Origin of the sequence: uncultured Thioclava sp. (genome assembly GCF_913064665.1) — a bacterium.
Classification (GTDB): Bacteria; Pseudomonadota; Alphaproteobacteria; order Rhodobacterales; family Rhodobacteraceae; genus Thioclava; species Thioclava arctica.
This window is the reverse complement of record NZ_CAJYBT010000022.1, coordinates 35,343-54,174: the sequence shown is the minus strand read 5'-3', so window position 1 is coordinate 54,174 and position 18,832 is coordinate 35,343. Positions and strand designations below refer to the sequence as shown.

16 protein-coding genes are annotated in these 18,832 nt (G+C 58.1%); 7 read left to right on the top strand and 9 right to left on the bottom strand.

What is annotated here, in order from left to right; genetic code table 11:
- Positions 1 to 533: 533 nt before the first annotated feature.
- The 4 genes from QZ571_RS10990 to QZ571_RS10975 form a co-directional block, all read right to left on the bottom strand.
- Complete coding sequence (locus QZ571_RS10990; protein WP_295534466.1) at positions 534 to 1,598, bottom strand: ABC transporter ATP-binding protein; 1,065 nt, start codon at positions 1,596 to 1,598, stop codon at positions 534 to 536.
- 3 nt (positions 1,599 to 1,601) lie between these two features.
- Positions 1,602 to 2,456, bottom strand: coding sequence for a carbohydrate ABC transporter permease (locus QZ571_RS10985; RefSeq protein ID WP_295534463.1), 855 nt, complete (start codon positions 2,454 to 2,456; stop codon positions 1,602 to 1,604).
- A complete protein-coding gene (locus QZ571_RS10980; protein ID WP_295534460.1) occupies positions 2,449 to 3,330 on the bottom strand; it encodes a carbohydrate ABC transporter permease in 882 nt (293 codons plus the stop codon). Before QZ571_RS10980 ends, QZ571_RS10985 begins: the two co-directional genes overlap by 8 nt.
- Positions 3,331 to 3,392: 62 nt before the next feature.
- Positions 3,393 to 4,664 carry an extracellular solute-binding protein gene (locus QZ571_RS10975; RefSeq protein ID WP_295534457.1) on the bottom strand — a complete coding sequence of 424 codons (1,272 nt, stop codon included), beginning with the start codon at positions 4,662 to 4,664 and terminating at the stop codon, positions 3,393 to 3,395.
- Positions 4,665 to 4,891: 227 nt separating this feature from the next.
- Between QZ571_RS10975 and QZ571_RS10970 the strand changes: the two genes are divergently transcribed.
- The 5 genes from QZ571_RS10970 to QZ571_RS10950 are packed head-to-tail and all read left to right on the top strand — an operon-like array spanning position 4,892 to position 11,763.
- Positions 4,892 to 5,632: an IclR family transcriptional regulator gene (locus tag QZ571_RS10970; RefSeq protein ID WP_295534455.1), complete on the top strand. Its 741-nt coding sequence runs from the start codon at positions 4,892 to 4,894 to the stop codon at positions 5,630 to 5,632.
- Positions 5,629 to 6,708: a Gfo/Idh/MocA family oxidoreductase gene (locus QZ571_RS10965; RefSeq protein ID WP_295534452.1), complete on the top strand. Its 1,080-nt coding sequence runs from the start codon at positions 5,629 to 5,631 to the stop codon at positions 6,706 to 6,708. The genes QZ571_RS10970 and QZ571_RS10965 overlap by 4 nt, the downstream gene beginning before the upstream one ends.
- A complete protein-coding gene (locus tag QZ571_RS10960; RefSeq protein ID WP_295534449.1) occupies positions 6,708 to 8,588 on the top strand; it encodes a thiamine pyrophosphate-dependent enzyme in 1,881 nt (626 codons plus the stop codon). The genes QZ571_RS10965 and QZ571_RS10960 overlap by 1 nt, the downstream gene beginning before the upstream one ends.
- Positions 8,589 to 8,606: 18 nt before the next feature.
- Complete coding sequence (locus QZ571_RS10955; RefSeq protein ID WP_295534446.1) at positions 8,607 to 10,064, top strand: NAD-dependent succinate-semialdehyde dehydrogenase; 1,458 nt, start codon at positions 8,607 to 8,609, stop codon at positions 10,062 to 10,064.
- Entirely contained in the window at positions 10,057 to 11,763 is a 1,707-nt protein-coding gene (locus QZ571_RS10950) for a dihydroxy-acid dehydratase (RefSeq protein ID WP_295534444.1), read from the top strand. The genes QZ571_RS10955 and QZ571_RS10950 overlap by 8 nt, the downstream gene beginning before the upstream one ends.
- A gap of 651 nt (positions 11,764 to 12,414) precedes the next feature.
- Here QZ571_RS10950 and QZ571_RS10945 read toward each other — a convergent pair.
- On the bottom strand, positions 12,415 to 13,158 hold the full coding sequence (locus QZ571_RS10945; protein ID WP_295534441.1) for a dienelactone hydrolase family protein: 744 nt from the start codon (positions 13,156 to 13,158) through the stop codon (positions 12,415 to 12,417).
- 344 nt (positions 13,159 to 13,502) lie between these two features.
- Here QZ571_RS10945 and QZ571_RS10940 point away from each other — a divergent pair, with 344 nt between their 5' ends.
- A complete protein-coding gene (locus tag QZ571_RS10940; protein WP_295534473.1) occupies positions 13,503 to 13,979 on the top strand; it encodes a flavin reductase family protein in 477 nt (158 codons plus the stop codon).
- On the opposite strand, the gene QZ571_RS10935 is transcribed toward QZ571_RS10940, so the two are convergent.
- Genes QZ571_RS10935 through QZ571_RS10920 form a run of 4 tightly spaced genes read right to left on the bottom strand, consistent with a single transcriptional unit; the run spans position 13,976 to position 17,819 of the window.
- Positions 13,976 to 14,539 carry a membrane integrity-associated transporter subunit PqiC gene (locus tag QZ571_RS10935; protein WP_295534438.1) on the bottom strand — a complete coding sequence of 188 codons (564 nt, stop codon included), beginning with the start codon at positions 14,537 to 14,539 and terminating at the stop codon, positions 13,976 to 13,978. The genes QZ571_RS10940 and QZ571_RS10935 overlap by 4 nt on opposite strands.
- Positions 14,540 to 14,551: 12 nt before the next feature.
- A complete protein-coding gene (locus QZ571_RS10930; protein WP_295534435.1) occupies positions 14,552 to 16,576 on the bottom strand; it encodes an MlaD family protein in 2,025 nt (674 codons plus the stop codon).
- Positions 16,573 to 17,187: a paraquat-inducible protein A gene (locus tag QZ571_RS10925; RefSeq protein WP_295534432.1), complete on the bottom strand. Its 615-nt coding sequence runs from the start codon at positions 17,185 to 17,187 to the stop codon at positions 16,573 to 16,575. Before QZ571_RS10925 ends, QZ571_RS10930 begins: the two co-directional genes overlap by 4 nt.
- A complete protein-coding gene (locus QZ571_RS10920; RefSeq protein WP_295534428.1) occupies positions 17,184 to 17,819 on the bottom strand; it encodes a paraquat-inducible protein A in 636 nt (211 codons plus the stop codon). The genes QZ571_RS10925 and QZ571_RS10920 overlap by 4 nt, the downstream gene beginning before the upstream one ends.
- A 125-nt stretch (positions 17,820 to 17,944) precedes the next feature.
- On the opposite strand from QZ571_RS10920, the gene QZ571_RS10915 reads away from it, so the two are divergent.
- Positions 17,945 to 18,793, top strand: coding sequence for a flagellar motor protein MotB (locus QZ571_RS10915; protein ID WP_295534425.1), 849 nt, complete (start codon positions 17,945 to 17,947; stop codon positions 18,791 to 18,793).
- Positions 18,794 to 18,832: the final 39 nt, after the last annotated feature.

Below are 18,832 nucleotides of genomic sequence, written 5' to 3'. Positions count from 1 at the left end.
ACCAACCATCGTGCATACAGCTAAGGGAGGCACCCGACGGCACTAGGCAGCGCAAAACATTGAAGGAGCGCGACATAAGGTACGGCGCGAGGGCTTGAGAGGAAGGGGGGGGGGTGGGCGCGGTGAAGCCGTGCTGCCCATACGAGTAGTAGGCGAAACGCACAAGGACCACCTTGGCTGTCGGTTGGACATGGATAGACTGGCGGCGAAGGCGCCGTGGTCATTGCGAAAGACCCACCATTGGCTCGTTTAGCTGCCGTTCGGGATCGTCGGGAAGCCACTGAATTTCGCGGGATCACCGCCCTTGCGAATGTGCTCCACCACCGAAGCGGATAGAACCGTTTGCCGTCGAACTCGCCCAGGTCGAGCATGATCTGTCCGAGCCGGCCAAATTCGCGCAGGCTCGCCAAGATGCCAACCTGCACGAAGGACACACCTTGGCGTCAATCGTCTGATAGGCGTCCTGTTCCGCGCCCATGAGCTGCCAGAGCCATTCCGAGGCAGGCTCCTCCGTAGCCGACGTGTTCAGCAGTTCATCGCAACCTCAATTCTGAGCTCGCATCAAAGACAAAAGCGTCTGCAGGATTGAACTCCACGATCACCTGTTCGCCCGCTGGCTTGATATCCAGACCATCCGTTTCAACAACAATACGTTCACCCGTCGACGTGTGCAGATAGTCGTATGCGACACCACCGAGCTGCTCGGAAATATCGACAGTAATCGGCGAAGACGCGCTACGCAGGGATAAGTGTTCAGGCCTCAACCCAACGATGACCTCGGCACCAGAAGGAGGAAGTGCGAAATTGCAGGGGATCGTTGCATCCCCGAGACCAGGAATCCGAACCTCTGCCCCCTCCGTGATACCTTTCATGAAATTCATCGCAGGCGAGCCGATGAAACCCGCTACGAAAACGTTGTCGGGGTCGCGGTAGAGCTCCATCGGGCTACCAACCTGTTCGACCTGGCCAGCCCTAAAGACAACGATACGGTCTGCTAATGTCATGGCCTCCACTTGATCGTGCGTTACATAAATCATTGTGACGTCCTGCAAACTTTTATGCAGGCGCGCAATTTCAAGGCGCATTTGGACACGCAGCGCAGCGTCCAAGTTCGACAAGGGTTCATCGAACAAGAATACCCGCGGATTTCGAATGATTGAGCGCCCGATCGCGACACGCTGGCGTTGACCACCCGACAACTGCCGAGGCGTTCGATCGAGCAAGCTCTCAAGTTGAAGCGTCGCTGCGACCTCGGAGACACGCCGCTGAATCTCGCCTTTCGGGGTTTTCGCGAGCTTCAAGCCAAAGCCGATGTTCTCGGCTACCGTCAGATGCGGAAACAGAGCATAGGATTGGAATACCATGGCGAGGTCGCGCTTCGACGGTGCAAGATGGGTGACATCGCGGCCTCCAATCGAAATCGTACCGTCGGTAACGTCTTCCAGCCCGGAAATCATGCGGAGCATCGTCGATTTTCCGCAGCCAGAAGGACCAACGAAGACAACGAACTCGCCCTTGTCGATCTCGAGATCCACGCCTTGGATAACGTCTACCGCGCCAAACGATTTGCGGATTTCTTTTAGGTGTACTTGTGCCATGTGTTAGCCCTTTACCGCGCCCATAGTCATGCCTTTGATGAAATAGCGCTGGAAAAACAGAAAGATGAGGATGGTCGGAAGGCTGGCCACGAGCGACAACGCCCCTTGAACGCCCCATGCGACGGTGTATTGCCCACGCAAGTTCACGATGCCGAGCATGATCGTGCGCATCTCGTCCGACTGCGTGAAAATCAGTGGCCAGAGGAAATCATTCCAGATCCAGGTGAATTGTAGCGTCGCCAGAACGGCAAGCGCTGGAAGGCTGAGTGGCAGAGCCACGCGAGTCAGCACCTTCCACTCATTCGCCCCTTCGAGGATCGCAGCTTCACGTAGAGCATTCGGTACCGTCGCAAAGAAATTGCGCATTAGCAGGGTGCAAATCGGAATACCCAGTGCGGTATGGACGAAGAAGATCGGCCAAAGCGTATCAATCATGCCCAGCGCATTAAACAGCCGGAAGAGTGGCACGAGGATGACCTGCGGCGGGAAGAACATGCCCGCAATCACGACAAGGAACAGAAGGTTGCTTCCCCGGAACGGAAGTTTAGCGAATACGTAGCCTGCCAGCACGCCCAGCCCGGTCGAAGCGATGGTCGCGGGGACTGTCACGATCAACGTATTGAGGAAGTAACGATGCACCGATGGATTGCTGAGAACCTCGATATAATTGCCCAGATACAGGCTATCGGGCAGCGACCACAGATCACCCAAGGCGATTGAGCGCGTCGTCTTTATCGAAGAGAGCAGGACGCCAAGTGTCGGCGTCAGAAAAAGCGCGGCGAGGATGACCAGCACCACGAAGATCGTGACCGGCCAGGGGTTGAACCGTTTGGTATGAATGGTCGCGACATCAGCCATAGATCTCATCCACCTTCTTGAGTTGCCGGAAGTAGACACCGATGATGGTGAGTGCGATCAGAAACAGCACAACGGAAATGGCACTGCCATATCCCATCAGGTATTTCTTAAAGCTCTCATTATACATGAACATCGCGAGGGTATCGGATGAGTTGAATGGCCCACCACCCGTCATGATGTAGAGAATATCAAACCCTTTCAGAGAATTAATCATCGACAGCGCGATAACGACCACGGTTGACGGGGTAAGAAGCGGCAAGATCACGCGCCGGATCCGCTGCCAGGTCGAGGCGCCCTCAATAGCGCAAACCTCAAGCAAGTCACTCGGAACGGACGTAAGCCCAGCGAGGTAGACGACCATGGCAAGGCCTGTTTGCTGCCAGGACCATGCGATGATTACCGAGTAGAGTGCGGAGTTGGGCCGCGCGAGCCATGCGAAATTGAACTTCTCGCCGCTTACACTCTCGATCATGGTATTCAGCAATCCCCAGTCGGGCTGGTAGATCCAGATCCAAATCTGCCCCACAACGATCGAGGATAGGCATATCGGTAGATAGAAGATCGTCTTGAATATCTTTGCGCCACGGATGTTCGTGTCGAGCAGCAACGCTAGCGTCAAGCCAAGCACCGTCGGGCCGAAGATGGCCGCAACCATCCAGATCGCCGTATTCACGATGGCGCCGTAGAAGAGGTGATCTGTCCATATTTTTCGGAAATTATCGAAACCTACATAGTCGTAGCTCTCGTTGAAACCGTTCCAGTTCGTGAAACTATAGTAGAACGATGTAAAGAGTGGCCAGACCACCAATACGCCGAACACCGTCAACGGTAACGCCAATAACACGATGCGCCAGAAGCGGTTCGTGCGGTCCATGTCTTTCTCCTAAGTAACGAGGGCGAGCTGCCCGTTATGCAGAGGCGGCTCGCCAATTCAGGTTATTGAGCGAATGCAGCTTTCGCGTCGCTCGCAACCTGCGGCAGGATCGTCTCGACCTGCGAAGGGTCGTCCATAAACCTGGCGAACATCGACAACCCAACTTCGGCGACCGGCGGCGCGGTTGCGAGATCGTAGTTGAAGGCGAAGGCCTGTGAATCCGCGACCGTTTGGAAGGCTTTGTACATCACGGGACTATAATTCGAGGGGTCAACATTCACGTTGGCCGACAGTGCGCCCTGAGCCTTGCTCCAGTCCGCTTGCACCTCGACGTTCGAGACCATGAATTCAAGGAATGCTTCCGCACCCGGGACATTCTTCGCGTTCGCGGAGATCACAAGCCCGTCGACTGGACCGACCGACGTGTTCGGAACATTGGCATCAATGGTCGGGAAAGCGAAGAAGTCGTAGTCCCCGCCCGGCTCGAGGCCGAGTCCATCCCAGTAGCCGGTGATCCAAGTCCCCATAAGGGTCATCGCAGCATCGCCACGTGCGACCTTATCAGCCGCATCAGTCCAAGTATCGGCATTCGCGTTTTCAACGAAATAGCCGGCATCGATCAGGCTCTTCCACATCTCGATGGCCTTGCGGACCTCTGGGTCGTCATAGGAGGCGTCCCCGGCCATGAGACGTGCGCGATAATCCGGGCCCGCCGTCCGAAGAAGCAGATAGTCGAACCAGAACTGCGCCGGCCAGCGGTTCTTGGACCCCAGCGCGATCGGCGTCACTCCCTTGTCCTTAAGGGTCTTGCATAGCGCCAAGAAGCCATCCCAATCGGTAGGCATTTCTGTCACGCCAGCATCCGCCAATACGCTCGTGTTATAGAACACCCCCGCATAGTGATAGTTCAGCGGAACAAGGTAGCGTTTATCATTGTAGATCGTTGCGCTCTCGGCAATTGAGCGCGCAATGGTCTTGTCGAGACCAGCAGCCTTCCAGACGTCGTCGATCGGGCGAAGACTGTTCGAGTCGACGATGAACTGGACCCTTGCGCCAGCCCAGTAGCTGAATACATCCGGCAGACTGTTGCCGGCGGCACGCACCAGAATGTCTGTCTTGTAGTCCTCATGGCCGACAGGACTGTCCTTCATAGAATAGCCGGTAGCTGCCTCGAAGCGCGCGATCTGCGCATCGAACGCCTTGAGCCCGAGCTCGCCGGTGAAATAGTGACTGATCGTCACCTCCCCACCAGCAGCGAACGCTGATGAAAAGACGCTAGCCGCCGGGACACAGACAGCTGACGCCAAAAGTCCGCGCCGAGTAAGGTTTGCCATTTCTTTCTCCTCCCATGTTTAACATTGTTAAACTTATTTAATTCCTACTGATCCCTTCCATCATAATATTATTCATAGGTCAACAAAACTCATTGCATTTTGTCAGTCACCCCCCTATTCCCGGAAATGAACCTAAAAACGGGTGCAAATGTTTTCTTATGCTGTACTGATTGTTTAATATATGCAAACATTCGAAGTCAAACTGATGCATCCGTGGAGAATAATGTATGCGCCTTCTTCAATCTCTCAGCCGCGGCCTGATCGCTCTGGACATCCTTCGAGACGCGCAAGGACCGATGCGCTTGACCGAAATCGCGGCGCAGCTTGGCGTGGAAAAACCCAATGCCTCGCACATAATGAAGACACTCGTGGCGGCCGGCTACGCGAGCCAAGACGAGTCCCGCCGATATCTACTGACACCCAGAGAGAATCCCGCCCCTTCAGGGCATAGCCTTTCGGAAATCATCAGTTGCAAGGAAAAGGTGCGCCCTGCCCTTGAAGCGCTTGTAAGGACCACCGGAGAATGCGCCCATCTGGCCGTTCTGGTGGAAGACCGCGTCTGGTATATTGATAAGGTCAATTCGGAACTTCCGCTCAAAGTCGACCATCCCGTCGGCTCACTCTCCCCACTGCACTGCACGGCACTCGGGAAGGCGTTTCTCGCCTTCGGCGATGCCGTGGTGCCGAATGAGATGCCGCCATATACCAGCAAAACGATTACCGACCGCGCGCAACTGGACGCCGAGATCTCGGCAACCCGCGAGCGCGGCTACGCAATCGACGATGAGGAATTCTCACAGGGGATCCGTTGCGCCGCGTGTCCGGTCTTCGATCAGAACGGACGAATGATCGCGGCGCTCGGCGTGTCCGGCCCCTCTGTTCGCGTCGACGAGGCACGCCTCAAAGAAATCGGGGATCAGGTCCTTGCGACCGTCTCCCCACCAATCAAGGACAGGACTGAAATATGACATCCAAGCCCATCCGAGTTGGCATCGTCGGGACGGGACGCATCTCCGATCTTCACGCCATCGAATACCTGAACAATCCTGCCGCACAAATCACGGCACTGTGCGACCGGGATGCAAGCATTGCTCAAGGCCGCGCGCAGGCATGGGGCTGCACCGATGCCGCAATCGAGACAGATCTCGACGCGCTTCTTGCCCGCGACGACGTGGATCTGGTGGAACTTCTGCTACCGCACCACCTGCACCTCGAAGCCGCTTTGAAGGCGATGGACGCGGGCAAGATCGTGTCCCTGCAAAAGCCGATGTGCATGAACATGGATGAGGCAAATCAGCTGGTCGAGGCCTCAGAGGCCTATTCTCGCCCGTTCAAGATCTTCGAGAACTTCATCTTTCACCCCCCCGTCATGAAAGCGAAGGCGCTGATTGAAGACGGCGCGATCGGCACACCGCTTTCGATCCGCCTCAAGTCGAACCCCGGCACCAGCAAGACAGCCTGGGAAGTCCCCGGCGCCGCCGATGCCTGGCGCCAGTCGATTGAAGCCGCCGGCGGCGGGCCGCTTGTCTTTGACGACGGGCACCACAAATTCGCGCTCGCATGGCACTTCATGGGCAACCCCGAAGAGGTCCATTCCTTCATTCACCAGACCGAACGCCCCACCGGCGGTTTCTTCGACGCGCCTTCGATCGTGTCTTTCCGCTTCCCCGGCCAGCGGATCGGCAATCTCGAGGTCGTCTACTCCCCCGATCTGGAAATCGCTTCGCAGTATTACGCGCAAGACGACCGGGTCGAGATCACCGGCACGTCGGGCATCTTGTGGATCAACTGCGGCCACGGCCAGATCGGTGACCCGGCCCCGCTGGTCCTGTATCGCGACGGTGACGTCACCGAATATCGCGACATTGCCAAGGGTTGGGAACAAAGCTTTGTTCAATCGACCCGGCATTTCCTCGCCGTTCTGCGGCATGGCGGCGACCCCAAACTGACCGCACGCGAAGGGCGTGATGTGCTGCGCTTTGCACTGGCTGCGGAGCAATCGGCGCGCGAAGGGCGCGCCATCGAAATCGTGGAGGCCAAGTGATGCCCAGCACGATTGCTCAAGCGACCACGCGCGAAGACCGCGCCGCATGGATCGCTGCGGCGGGCGGGCTCAAGGCGGCAATCGCCGCCGGGGCCTTCTCCAAGCCAGTTGACCTGCCGCTGACCGAGGCACTTGTTCTCGGGCTAATGCGCCAAGGCGTCCGCAAATACCTGATGATCCTCGGCCATGGCTCGACCGAGCTGGGCGAGACGCTGCGCATCTATGAGGAAGCGGGCCTGATCCGCGGCTACCAGTTCCGAAATGAGGTCGAGATGGCCCATGCCGGGACCGCGCTGCGCTGGATCTATGATGAGCCCTGCGCTGTCGTGACCTCGATCGGCCCCGGTGCGTTGCAGGCCCTGGCTGGATCTTTGGCCGCGGCCTCCAACGGTGTGGGTCTTTACCATATCTACGGTGACGAGACGACCTACGGCGAAGGCTACAACATGCAGCAGGTCCCCAAGCCGCAGCAGGGCCTGTTCGCTCAGATGACATCGACGATAGGCGAGAGCTATACGCTGCACACGCCCCAGGCGCTGCGCGACGCTCTCCGTCGAGGGGCAGCGACGGTCTTCCATCCTTGGAAGTCGGGCCCGTTCTTCTTGAACCTGCCGCTGAACACTCAGCCGGAATCCTGCCGGATCAGGATCGACGCGCTGCCGACGCGCCCGAATTGGCCCGCGGTGAACACCACAGACGACGCAACGCTGCAGGCAGCTGCTGACGAGATCCGCTCTAACGCCAAGATTGCGATCAAGGCAGGAGGAGGCTCGCGTTCGGCTTCGGCCGCGCTGACCCGCTTTGCCGAAACAGCAGGTGCCGCCGTTGTGCTTAGCCCCGGCTCGACCGGCGTCTTGCCTGATGCCCATCTGCAGAACATGCATGTTGGCGGCTCCAAGGGGTCGATCTCCGGAAATTTCGCGATGGAAAACGCAGAGCTCGCGATCTTTATCGGTAGCCGCGCGGTCTGTCAGAGCGATTGCTCGGGCATTGGCTGGCCGAACGCGCGCAAGGTGATCAACATCAATCCCGATCCGCGTGACGTTCAGCACTACAACAACACGATTGCCTTGTGCGGTGATGCGACAGTGATCCTCGAACGACTGACCGGCCTCCTCAAGGACACCGAGAGCGTCGACAAGTCCGACTGGCTGGCCCAGTGCGCCGCGCAGAAGGCAGACTGGGTGCGGTTCAAGGCAGAACGTTTCGCGACGCCGGTGATCGACGATCCAATGTGGCGGCGCCCGGCGCTGACGCAGCCTTTCGTTCTGCATGCGGCAGATCAGTTCGCGCGGAAAGTCGGCGCGGTGAAGCTGTTCGACGCGGGCGATGTTCAGGCGAACGGCTTCCAGATCGTCGAAGACAACGCGCCCGGCGAAACCTTCACCGAGACCGGGGCGTCGTATATGGGCTTTGCTGCGTCAGGCCTGATCGCGGGCGGGCTTGCCGACGAGGGCCGCTACGGGATCGCCTTCACTGGCGACGGCTCTTTCATGATGAACCCGCAGGTTCTGATCGACGGGGTCGAGCATGGCGTTCACGGAACGATCCTGCTGCTCGACAACCGTCGCATGGCCGCGATCAGCCAGCTTCAAAACGCGCAATATCAGATCGACTACCGCACCAATGACGGCGTCGCAGTCGATTACCTCTCGATGGCCGCGTCGGTATCCGGCGTTCTGGCCCTGTCGGGTGGCGACACAGCCGAAAGCCTTAACGACGCTCTCACCAAGGCCCATGCCTATCCCGGTCTCAGTCTGGTCTACGTGCCCGTCTACTACGGTCACGATCCGCTTGGAGGCATGGGTACCTACGGAAGCTGGAATGTCGGCAATTGGTGCGCGGAAGTTCAGGAAAAATACGCCCAGTCCGAAATCTGAGCGACAGGAGGAACAGAAATGTACGAGAATTACGGTCTTCTTCTCGAAGGCGAGTGGCGCCCGGGAGCATCTGGTGAGACGATCGAGGTGCGCAGCCCGGCCACCGAAAAGGTCATCGGAACAATTCCCGCCGCCGGTCAGGTGGAGATCGAGGCTGCGCTCGCGGCTGCATCCGAGGGCTTCATCGCTTGGTCGCAGGTGCCCGCCTGGTCGCGTGCCACGATCCTGCGGCGCACCGCAGAGCTCTTGCGCGAGCGCAACGAAGCCTATGCCCGCCTGATGTCAACCGAAACTGGCAAACCTCTCGCCGAAGCACGCGCCGAGGTAAATGCGAGCGCTGATCAATTCGAATGGTATGGCGAAGAGGCCAAGCGCATCTACGGTCAGACCATCCCGGGACGGAACCCAGATGAACGGCTAATGGTCAACTATCAGCCTATTGGCCCCTGTCTCGCGCTGTCTGCATGGAACTTTCCGATGCTTCTACCAGCGCGGAAGATCGCCGCGGCGCTGGCAGCAGGCTGCTCGGTCATCTCCCGGCCGGCCTCCGAAGCGCCCGGTTCGGCATTTGCAGTCGGACAGGCACTGCTCGATGCGGGTCTTCCCGCAGGCGTGCTCTCGATCCTGACCGGAAAGCCGGCACCGATGGTCGCTCAGCTCATCGCTTCACCCGTGATCCGCAAGGTTTCGCTGACCGGGTCTGTCCCCGTCGGCAAGGAAATCCTGCGCCAATGTGCAGGTTCTGTGAAGAAGGTGACGATGGAGCTTGGCGGTCACGCACCGGTCATCGTCTATCCCGATGCCGATCCGGTCGCCACGGCGCAAAAGCTCGCCGCGACCAAATTCCGCAACTGCGGCCAGGTCTGCATTTCGCCCTCGCGCTTTTATGTCCACGAAGAGATCCTGGAGCCGTTCAGCAAGGCGTTTGCCGAATATGCGGCTGGGCTGAAGGTCGGGGACGGTCTCGACGAGACGGTGACCACGGGACCGATGATCCGTGGGCGCGCGATGGAAGGAGCGATCGACCTGATCGAAGACGCGAAGGAAAGAGGAGCCGATATTCTCACGGGTGGCAAACGCTCCGCCGAGCATGAGAACGGACACTTCCTAGAACCAACCGTTCTGGGGAATGTTCCCGCAACGGCGCGGATCATGAGCGAAGAACCCTTCGCCCCAGTGGCGCCGATTGCGTCATTCAAGACCTTCGACGAGGTCATCGCACTCGCGAACTCGACCCAGTTTGGCCTTGCCGCTTATGTCTTCACCAATGACAGCGATCTCGCGGCGCGCACGTCCGACGCCCTCGAAGCTGGCATGGTCGGGATTAACGAAACCCTCTTGGCAACAGCCGAAGCGCCGTTTGGCGGCATCAAGGAGAGCGGCTTCGGGCGAGAAGGGGGGAGCCTCGGAATCATGGACTACCTCGTACCGAAATATGTTCGCCATCGCCTCGTGAAAGGAGCGCTCAATGTCTGAACACGCCAAGGGCCTCATGGGTGGCCTCACCAATTACGGCGACCCTGAATTCGCGCGCTACCTGCGTCGTTCCTTCGCAAAATCGATGGGTTACACGGGTGAGTCACTGGACAAGCCAATCGTCGGCATCTGCACAACAGAAAGCGGGTTCAACAATTGCCACCGTCACTTCCCGGAGCTTATCGAGGCGGTCAAGCGTGGCGTTCTCGCGGCAGGAGCACTGCCCGTCACCTTCCCGGTCATCTCGCTGGGTGAAGTTTTCCTAAGTCCAACTTCGCTGGTCTATCGCAATCTGATGGCCATGGCGGTCGAAGAGATGATTAGAGCTCAGCCGATGGATTCTGTCGTCCTTCTCGGCGGTTGCGACAAGACAGTGCCGGGCCTTTTGATGGGTGCTCTGTCGGCTGGCAAGCCCGCTTCACTGGTTGCTGCCGGCCCGATGATGACCGGACGCCACAAGGGAGAACGTCTCGGTGCGTGTACCGATTGCCGTCGCTTCTGGGGGCAATTCCGAGCAGGTAGCGTCGATCAAGAAGAAATTGATCGAATTGAAGGGCGTCTTGCGACGACCGCGGGCACCTGTGCCGTTATGGGCACCGCCTCTACCATGGCGCTGGTCGCCGAAACTTTGGGCATGATGTTGCCCGGGACCTCTGCCATTCCTGCCGTCCATGCCGACCGGCTTCGCGCGGCTGAGGAAACGGGCGCACTGGCCGCAAAAATGGCCGTCACCGGGGGCCCAACCCCAGACAAATTGGTCACACGCGAGTCCGTCGAAAATGCGCTGCGCGTTCTGATGGCGGTATCTGGCTCTACAAATGCGGTGATCCATCTGGCGGCTGTTGCCGGACGCCTCGGGATCGACATTGAACTAGATCGATTGAACGAGATTTCTGACGAAACGCCTGTTCTCGTGGATCTGAAACCGGTCGGGAATGGATATATGGAAGATTTCCATCATGCGGGCGGACTGGATGGAGTCTTGCAGGGCATCAAAGACCGACTTGTTCGTGACTGTCAGGATTTGACCGGGCTGACGATGGGCGAGCGATTGGATCGCGAGCTGATTGATCCAATAGATCCGACCTTCATCCGTCCGGCGTCGGATCCGATCGATGCACAAGGTGGCCTCATTGCACTGAAGGGTTCGCTCGCCCCTGGCGGCGCGATCTTGAAGCGGGCCGCGGCCACTCCCGAGTTACTTGAACATGAAGGGCGCGCGGTCGTGTTCACCTCGCTTGATGATCTGTCGGCACGTATTGACGACCCGGATCTGGATGTCACAGCTGACGATGTTCTCGTGCTTCAGAACGCTGGCCCTCGAAGCCCTTCAGGTATGCCGGAGGCAGGGTATCTACCGATCCCGAAGAAACTTGGGCGCGCGGGCGTTAAAGATATGGTGCGGATCTCAGATGCACGCATGTCGGGAACGGCATTTGGCACGATTGTGCTGCATGTGACGCCAGAGGCAGACCTTGGCGGGCCGCTTGCGTTGGTCCGCGATGGAGACCGTATCCGGCTTTCGGCAACGCACAAATCAATCGATCTGCTTGTTTCCGAAGAAGAGCTTGAGCGCCGCCGAGCGGAACTTGTTGAACCCAAGGGTGAATGGGATAGAGGCTATCGCATGCTCTATCGTGATCATGTCCTGCCAGCCACCGAAGGGTGTGACTTTGATTTCCTCCGCAAGCAGGGATAAAGGCAGCCCAAATAACCGCTTCGACCGATGAAATCTCGTAGCAGATTTCGGCAGCCCGACAGAGATCGGGCTGCCGTTACGCAGAACCTCAGGCAATAGACATTCAGATCCTGTAGATAATTTGAGCTCAGTTCAGGCCGGTCATCGCGTGGCGTCGCGAACAATTACTTTGCGGCGCAGCAGTCTACGGTCACACGGTTTCCCCTCCGCCCGCAACAATCATCCGTCGCTTTCTTGACTTGGTCACCAACATCTCAGCCTCTGCCCGCTCCACGCGATCCGAGTTGAGAAATACTTAGGATATGCGTTCGTTTTTCTTTCCCTCAAAACGGAAAAAAGCTAAGCTCAACCCAGAAAGTCATTATCCAATATAACACTGATAAGACACGCAAAGATTCAGGAAAACTTCGCAAAGTTATGCGCAAATGCTCCGCAACTCTCTGAGTCAAATCAGGCAGATTTTTTCAACGTTTTCAAAGCCCAGTCTGCAACATTATGCGCCGCCCTACACTACGAAGATCGTGATTTTGAAAGCGCACGCGCAGTAAACCGAGAATGGCTGAATTGGCGTTAGAACGCCTTGGAACGATGCCAAAACCCAGCTGCTGACAAGGCGCCAGACAGAGCAAGAATACGAGAGCATAGCTCGTTTCAGCCAAGCGACTCTTCGAAAAAGCTCAGCAGACGTTTCCAGTGTCGCTCAGATCCCTCGGGGTCGTAAACGCCATGATCCGACACTGCCCAGCCATGCGCCATACCGATGTAATTCTCGATAATATGGTCCACTTCGGCTTCGCGCAGGGCTTGTGCCAGCCGGGCGGATTGCTCGGGCGGGAAACTTTTATCGACCCCGGCAGACCCCACATAGACCCGCGCCCGGATATCGGCGGCGCGGCGATGCGGGCTGTCGGGGGCGTCGCTGGCCAGCCCGCCGCCATGAAAGCTCGCGGCGGCTCCCACCCGCTCGGGATAGGCGGCCGCAGCGTTCAACGCGCGCGCGCCGCCCATGCAATAGCCGACCGTGCCCACCGGGCCCGTCACCCCTTCGGCTGCCAGCGCATCGAGAAATCCCGCACTGTCGCGGATCGTCATGTCTTGCGTGGTATTGCCCAACATTTCCATAAGCACGTCGCGGGACTCCGCGTTTGAAAAGGCAGTGGCCGTGTCAAAGGGCCCATAGGCGCCGTAGCGATAAAACAGATCCGGCAAAAGCACGGTGTAGCCAGCCGCGGCCAACCGCTCGGCCATCCCATCCAATGCAGGGCGCGGGCCAAACGCATCCATGTAAAGAATGACGCCGGGGCGCGACTGAGCGCCTGCGTGCCCCTCAGCCGTAAAGATTGCCGCGGGCGCCGTCCCATCCAGCGTCTCGATCTTGATTGCGCGTTTTGTCATGCCTGTCTCCATTTCCGACGTGCCTGTTTCCTGAGAATTAGGCTGGCACACACGCTCGTCCAACATCACTTTTTGCAGACCTTAGCGTGAGCTTGTCGCGGCAACGGCCCCAAACCGTGTTCCCGAGCGCCAGCACATGAAACGAGTGGCGAAGCCGTATACAACATTTTGCGCGATCTCGGCGCGGATATTCCCGGAATATGCAGCTAAGGCTTGCTCTTGCCAGCCTGTCCCTTATCTCAGGAATGAGGCAAGGAGTGAGTATGAGTGAAAGCGACGATATCGAGGCGGCCATGACGCGAGCCGAGATTTCTGGGTTGGGACATGCGCCCGACCCAAGGGATATGCGGCGGCTGCGCGATGCGCTGGGGCAATTTGCGACTGGCGTGACGGTCGTCACCGCCTGTGAATGCACCGATGCAGCCACCCCGGTGGGCATGACGGTGAACAGCTTTGCCTCGGTCTCGCTTTCGCCTGCGTTGATCTTGTGGTCAGCCGCGCGCAGTTCGATGCGCCATGCCCATTTCACGCAAGCCCCCGCCTTTGCCGTGCATGTGCTGCGCGACGATCAAGAGGCAATCGCGCGCCGTTTCACCCAGCGTGGCGATGGGTTTGACGGGCTGAGCTATGCGCCCAATGCCGATGGCGTGCCGTTACTGGCGGGCGCGCTGGCGCGGTTCGAATGCGTCACAGAGGCGCGCCATGACGGTGGCGATCACACCATCATCATTGGCCGCGTCACGCGCTTCACCCAGTCAGACGTTGGCGCACCCCTCGTTTTCGCCAAGGGCGAATTCGGCCGCTTCGTCAGCACGTCTTAATTCAGCGCTGCGATCCGTTTCGCTAGCTCTGACACCGCGGCCCCTTGTGCTGCCACGATGGCGCTGGGTTCGCCCGTTGCGATGGGCACGCTAAAGTCAAAGCGGCGCACCACATCTCCCCCGCCATTCAACCCGGCAGGCGAGACGAAATACACACCCGAAACATGCAAGGCCCCATCGGCGCCCGGCAGGATTTGTTCGATGCGCACCTCTATGCGGCGGCGCGGCGGGTCTGAGAGCGGCCAGGGATCAGACAACACGGTCGCCCCCGAGATCGCCGAGATTTGGCGCGCTAGGGCCAACGTAATGGAGCGCGCCGGGTCATCTGCCCACAGATTGTCGGGGTTCGAGCGCAGCGCCCCATCGGGCGTCTGATAGGCGATCTCTTGCGCGGTGGCATATTGCGGCAAGGACACCTCGCGCAGTTCAGCGGTGCCAATCCGGTTTGGCAGGCTCTTTTTTACCGCAGGCGGTTCGATGGGATAGCGTGCGACCTTTTCAGGGTTGGAACACGCGGCGAGGGCCAGCAAGCATAGCGGAATGAGGCGCAGCATCGTCATCGGCATCTCCAATCAGCGGCCAAGAATAAAGGCGCGCGGGTTGCGTTCGATCATCCGCGCCACCGCGCCAATATTGGCAATCGAGCGGCGCAGTTCGCGCAGCATATTACTCGTCTCGTTCGAGAAGTTCGAACCCTGTCCATACGTCGCCACCAATGCGCGCGCTTGGCCGACAAGATCCTGCAACTGTTGCGTCAACTCGGGCAAGCGATCTGCCGCCTTCGAGATGGACCCCGCCGCCTGTTGCGTCGCATCCAACGTCTCGTTCAACTTCTCCGCCGCGCCAGCCTTGCGCAGCTGTTCCAGAATCGCCGCCGTCTGTTCGAGCGTGTTGTTGAGCGATTGCGGCAGATCCTGCGTGCCCGGCTTGTTCAACAGGCCGTTGATATCGGCAAGGATCGTATCAAGCTTATTGCCAATATCGCCCAGCGGCATATCCGCGATCGCCGTCGCGGCCTTATCCGCAGAGGCAAGCGTTTTATCGAGGCCAGAAATCTCCTCGAGCACCGAGGACGCCGCCTCGGTCACACGATCCAACGCCGCCACCGTCTTATCCGCCGCGCCCTGTTTGTTCAGATCGGCGGTGAAGGTGCGCAATTGTTCCAGCAGACCCGACAATTCCCCGGGCACTTTGCGCGTGTTCTCATTCTCGGCAACTGCCGAGATCGAATCCATCGTGCGAATGGCCGAGTTCATCAAATCTTCGATCGGCAGACCCTCAATGCGCTTGAACACCCCTTTGGCAGATTTCGTAATATCGTTCTCTGATGTCGGCGCAGTCGGGATGGTTGGATAGGGTTTCGCATCAAGATTCATCGTCTCTTTGGGTTGATCGGCGACATCGGTCAACTCGACCACCATCGTCCCGCCCAACAATCCGGTTGAGGCAATGCGCGCGCGCAGGCCATTTTCAATCTGACCTTCGAGGAATTGCGACACCTGTTCGGCATCAGTGTCACGCGCCAGCCCCAAACGATCAGGCGAAAGCGCAATCGTCACCTGTTGCTGGGCAAACCGCTGGCCCGCCGAGTCCTCATGCACCTTGATGGCAAGGCCAGTCACTTCGCCCGCCTCAACACCGCGGAATTGCACCTTGGAGCCAACCGAAAGCCCCTGCACCGGGTCGTCAAACAACAAGGAATAGCGCGGCGGATCAATCTGATCGGATTGGAAGATCGAGTTCTCAGCCGAGCCTTTACTATCAAACAGACGGAAAGATTGCCCGTTATCGACAATGCCCCCGCCGCTGGTAAAGGTATCAAATTCAACCCCGCCCTGCACCAAGGTCGCAAGCGAGCGCACATCAAGGCTCAGCCCTGACGTGTCAAATTTCACCGAAAACCCTGACGTGTTCCAAAACCGCGTCTGCGTTGATAGCAGATCGCTATAGGGCTTTTCGATAAAAGCATCGACGATCACGCCCGAGCCATCTTTATCAAGGCGCAGGTTTTGCAAATGCCCCACCGTGATCCCACGATACAAGATCGGCGCTCCATCAACGATCCCACCCGCATCCTTTGAGCTAAGCTCAATGCTGATGCCCTTGCTTGGATCGGGGGAAATCGGCGGTGCCTCCAGCCCCTTGAACTGATCTTGATAGCCGTTCGGCGTGTTATTCCAGAACCCCTCGATATAGGTGCCTGACAGCACGGTCCCGAGATTCGAGATCCCGCGAGCCGACACTTCGGGGCGCACCAGCCAGAACTTTGTCTGATTGTCGATGAAGGGCGAAACATCCTTATCGACGCGCACCCCAAGACGCACCTGCGTCAAATCAGAGGTAAACCCAACGGATTCTACCTTGCCCACCTCGACTTCGCGGAACTTCAAGGGTGTGCCGATCTCGACCCCGGTGGCATCCTTGAAGTCGATATGTATCAGCGCGCCACGATCGGAATAGCTTTTCCACGCGACCCCAAGTGTAATGGCCAGCGCCAGCAGGGGCACGATCCAAACCACCGAAAGCCGGGTCCAGATCGGACGCGGGGCTTTGGAGATATCAAGCTTGGCCGGGCCGGGTTCGGGCGTGTCGGTCATTTTCTCTCTCTGTCAGGGCCGCGCCAAATCAGACGCGGGTCGAAGCTTTGGGCGGAAAGCATTGTGAATGCAACAGACAGCGCAAAAGACGCGGCCGCCGGGCCGGGATGAATTGAGGCGACAAAGCCAAGCTGCACCAGTGCCGAGAGGATCGCCACGACGAACACGTCGATCATCGACCAGCGCCCGATGAATTCCACCACTTCAAGCATATGCAAATGGGGTTTCCCGCCCTGCCGGCTTTCATTGCCAACCGAAACCGCGAGATAGGCCACCGCAATGAACTTACCAACCGGGATCATGATCGACGCGCCAAAGATGATCATCGCAACGCCGTAATTATGGTGTTTCCATAGCTCGATCGCGCCCCCCACAATCGTATTCTTCTGCGCATTTCCCAGCGTCGTCGTGACCAGCATCGGCAAAAGATTGGCCGGGATGTAGAAAATCATTCCCGCGATCCACCACGCCCACACGGCCTGCAGCCTGTGTCGGTCCACTGCCTGCAAATGCGCCCCGCAGCGCGCGCAATGCCCCTCGTCCTTGGGCCAGACACGACCGCAACGGGTGCAGCCCACCAACCCGGCATCGGTTGCCGTCAATGCGTTCATTTGCGTCCTATCGCGTTCCATATCGTCCAATCGCTGACAAAACTGTTCTTCAGCGCGATCACGATGATCAAAACGCAAAACGCCCAAAAAGCCGGACCCAAAGACACGGTTGCAAGCCCGCCGATCTTTACCAGAGCCACCGCCGTTCCAATAATAAAGATCTCGGCCATCGCCCAGGGCTGGAGCTCCTGGACCAACCTGAAAGTCGTCGCGGCATGGCGATAAGCAGGGCGACCGTTGGCCAGTGGCCACAAGGTATAGATCAAGGCGACAAAACGAAAGATCGGCAAGGCCACGATCATCGTCAGAACGGCAAAGGCCAGCGGCGCAAGAAACCCATCCGAAAACGCCATCGCCACTCCGAAAATCGAACTTTCATGCGACAAGCCGCGCGTCGATATTTCCAGAAACGGGAAAAAGATCGCCCCAATCATCAGGATCATCCCGGTGAACGACAGCGAAACGACGTGGAGGAATGCGTTTTTACGCGGCCACATCAGCACGGTGCCACAGCGCGTGCATTTCGCCCTTTGGCCATCGGCCAGTTCCTCACTGCGATGCAAGACATCACAGCGCGGACAGGCAATCAGCCCGCTCAGGTCATGGTCATGTGGATAAAAGGGTGCCGTCATGTGCTAAATCTAACGATTGCCCACGCCACGACAAGGGCTCGCCAAGATAGCGCGCATTTTATCTGTAAACCGAGCGTTAAACCCGCTCTGCTAAATCTTCCCTCGGGTGAATATGAGGTGGTGTGATGGGCGCGCGCGATACAGCGGCTCCAGTCATCATCAAACGCAAGAAGGTCGTTAGCGGCGGTGGGCACCACGGTGGGGCGTGGAAAGTGGCCTATGCTGATTTCGTGACCGCCATGATGGCCTTCTTTCTGTTGATGTGGCTTTTGAACGCAACGACTGAAAAACAACGCAAAGGGATTGCGGATTACTTTAATCCAACGATTCCAATCAACCGGATTTCCGGTGGTGGCGACGGTGCCTTTGGCGGCGAGTCGGTCTTTTCCGAGGATCAGATCGCGCAAACCGGCAGTGGAGCGATGCAACAAAAACCAACGGCGGAGCATCAGGCCAAAGGTCAGAACTCTGCCGAAGACAAAGCTGACGCCGATAAGGCAAAGTTCGATCAGGCTGCTAAAAACATCGAAAAGGCCCTAATGGGCGTTGGCGGTGAATCGATGGTTTCTGAACAACTCGCGCGCCATATCGTCACCAAGGTGACCGATGAGGGCCTGATTGTAGAATTCTTCGACCTGCCCGGTGAGCCGCTCTTTATCGGCGATAGCGCCACGCCCGAACCACTGACACGTGACCTCGCCAAGATGATAACGCGTGTCTTTGGGCTGGTGAAAAACCACATTGCGATAAACGGGTATACGCGGTCCTATCCGCAAATGCTCAAGCTTGACCCCGTCTGGGAGCTGTCATCTGCGCGCGCTCAATCGATGCGCGAACTGCTGGAAGCGGCGGATTTCGACAAAACACGTATTCAACGCGTCACCGGATATGCTGATCGCAAGCCAAGCGTCAAAAAACCGATGGATCTACGCAATAACCGGCTTGAGATCATCTTGCTCCGCAACCGACTCTGAGGAGAAAAGAGAAAAATTTGAGATGTTAGGACGATCTTA

Coding starts and splice junctions, on each gene's coding strand:
- QZ571_RS10920 (WP_295534428.1), bottom strand. CDS start 17,819: ATGACGGCACCCTTTTATCCACATGACCATGACCTGAGCGGGCTGATT.
- QZ571_RS10925 (WP_295534432.1), bottom strand. CDS start 17,187: ATGAACGCATTGACGGCAACCGATGCCGGGTTGGTGGGCTGCACCCGT.
- QZ571_RS10915 (WP_295534425.1), top strand. CDS start 17,945: ATGGGCGCGCGCGATACAGCGGCTCCAGTCATCATCAAACGCAAGAAG.
- QZ571_RS10980 (WP_295534460.1), bottom strand. CDS start 3,330: ATGGACCGCACGAACCGCTTCTGGCGCATCGTGTTATTGGCGTTACCG.
- QZ571_RS10935 (WP_295534438.1), bottom strand. CDS start 14,539: ATGACGATGCTGCGCCTCATTCCGCTATGCTTGCTGGCCCTCGCCGCG.
- QZ571_RS10965 (WP_295534452.1), top strand. CDS start 5,629: ATGACATCCAAGCCCATCCGAGTTGGCATCGTCGGGACGGGACGCATC.
- QZ571_RS10985 (WP_295534463.1), bottom strand. CDS start 2,456: ATGGCTGATGTCGCGACCATTCATACCAAACGGTTCAACCCCTGGCCG.
- QZ571_RS10955 (WP_295534446.1), top strand. CDS start 8,607: ATGTACGAGAATTACGGTCTTCTTCTCGAAGGCGAGTGGCGCCCGGGA.
- QZ571_RS10990 (WP_295534466.1), bottom strand. CDS start 1,598: ATGGCACAAGTACACCTAAAAGAAATCCGCAAATCGTTTGGCGCGGTA.
- QZ571_RS10970 (WP_295534455.1), top strand. CDS start 4,892: ATGCGCCTTCTTCAATCTCTCAGCCGCGGCCTGATCGCTCTGGACATC.
- QZ571_RS10960 (WP_295534449.1), top strand. CDS start 6,708: ATGCCCAGCACGATTGCTCAAGCGACCACGCGCGAAGACCGCGCCGCA.
- QZ571_RS10940 (WP_295534473.1), top strand. CDS start 13,503: ATGCGGCGGCTGCGCGATGCGCTGGGGCAATTTGCGACTGGCGTGACG.
- QZ571_RS10930 (WP_295534435.1), bottom strand. CDS start 16,576: ATGACCGACACGCCCGAACCCGGCCCGGCCAAGCTTGATATCTCCAAA.
- QZ571_RS10975 (WP_295534457.1), bottom strand. CDS start 4,664: ATGGCAAACCTTACTCGGCGCGGACTTTTGGCGTCAGCTGTCTGTGTC.
- QZ571_RS10945 (WP_295534441.1), bottom strand. CDS start 13,158: ATGACAAAACGCGCAATCAAGATCGAGACGCTGGATGGGACGGCGCCC.
- QZ571_RS10950 (WP_295534444.1), top strand. CDS start 10,057: ATGTCTGAACACGCCAAGGGCCTCATGGGTGGCCTCACCAATTACGGC.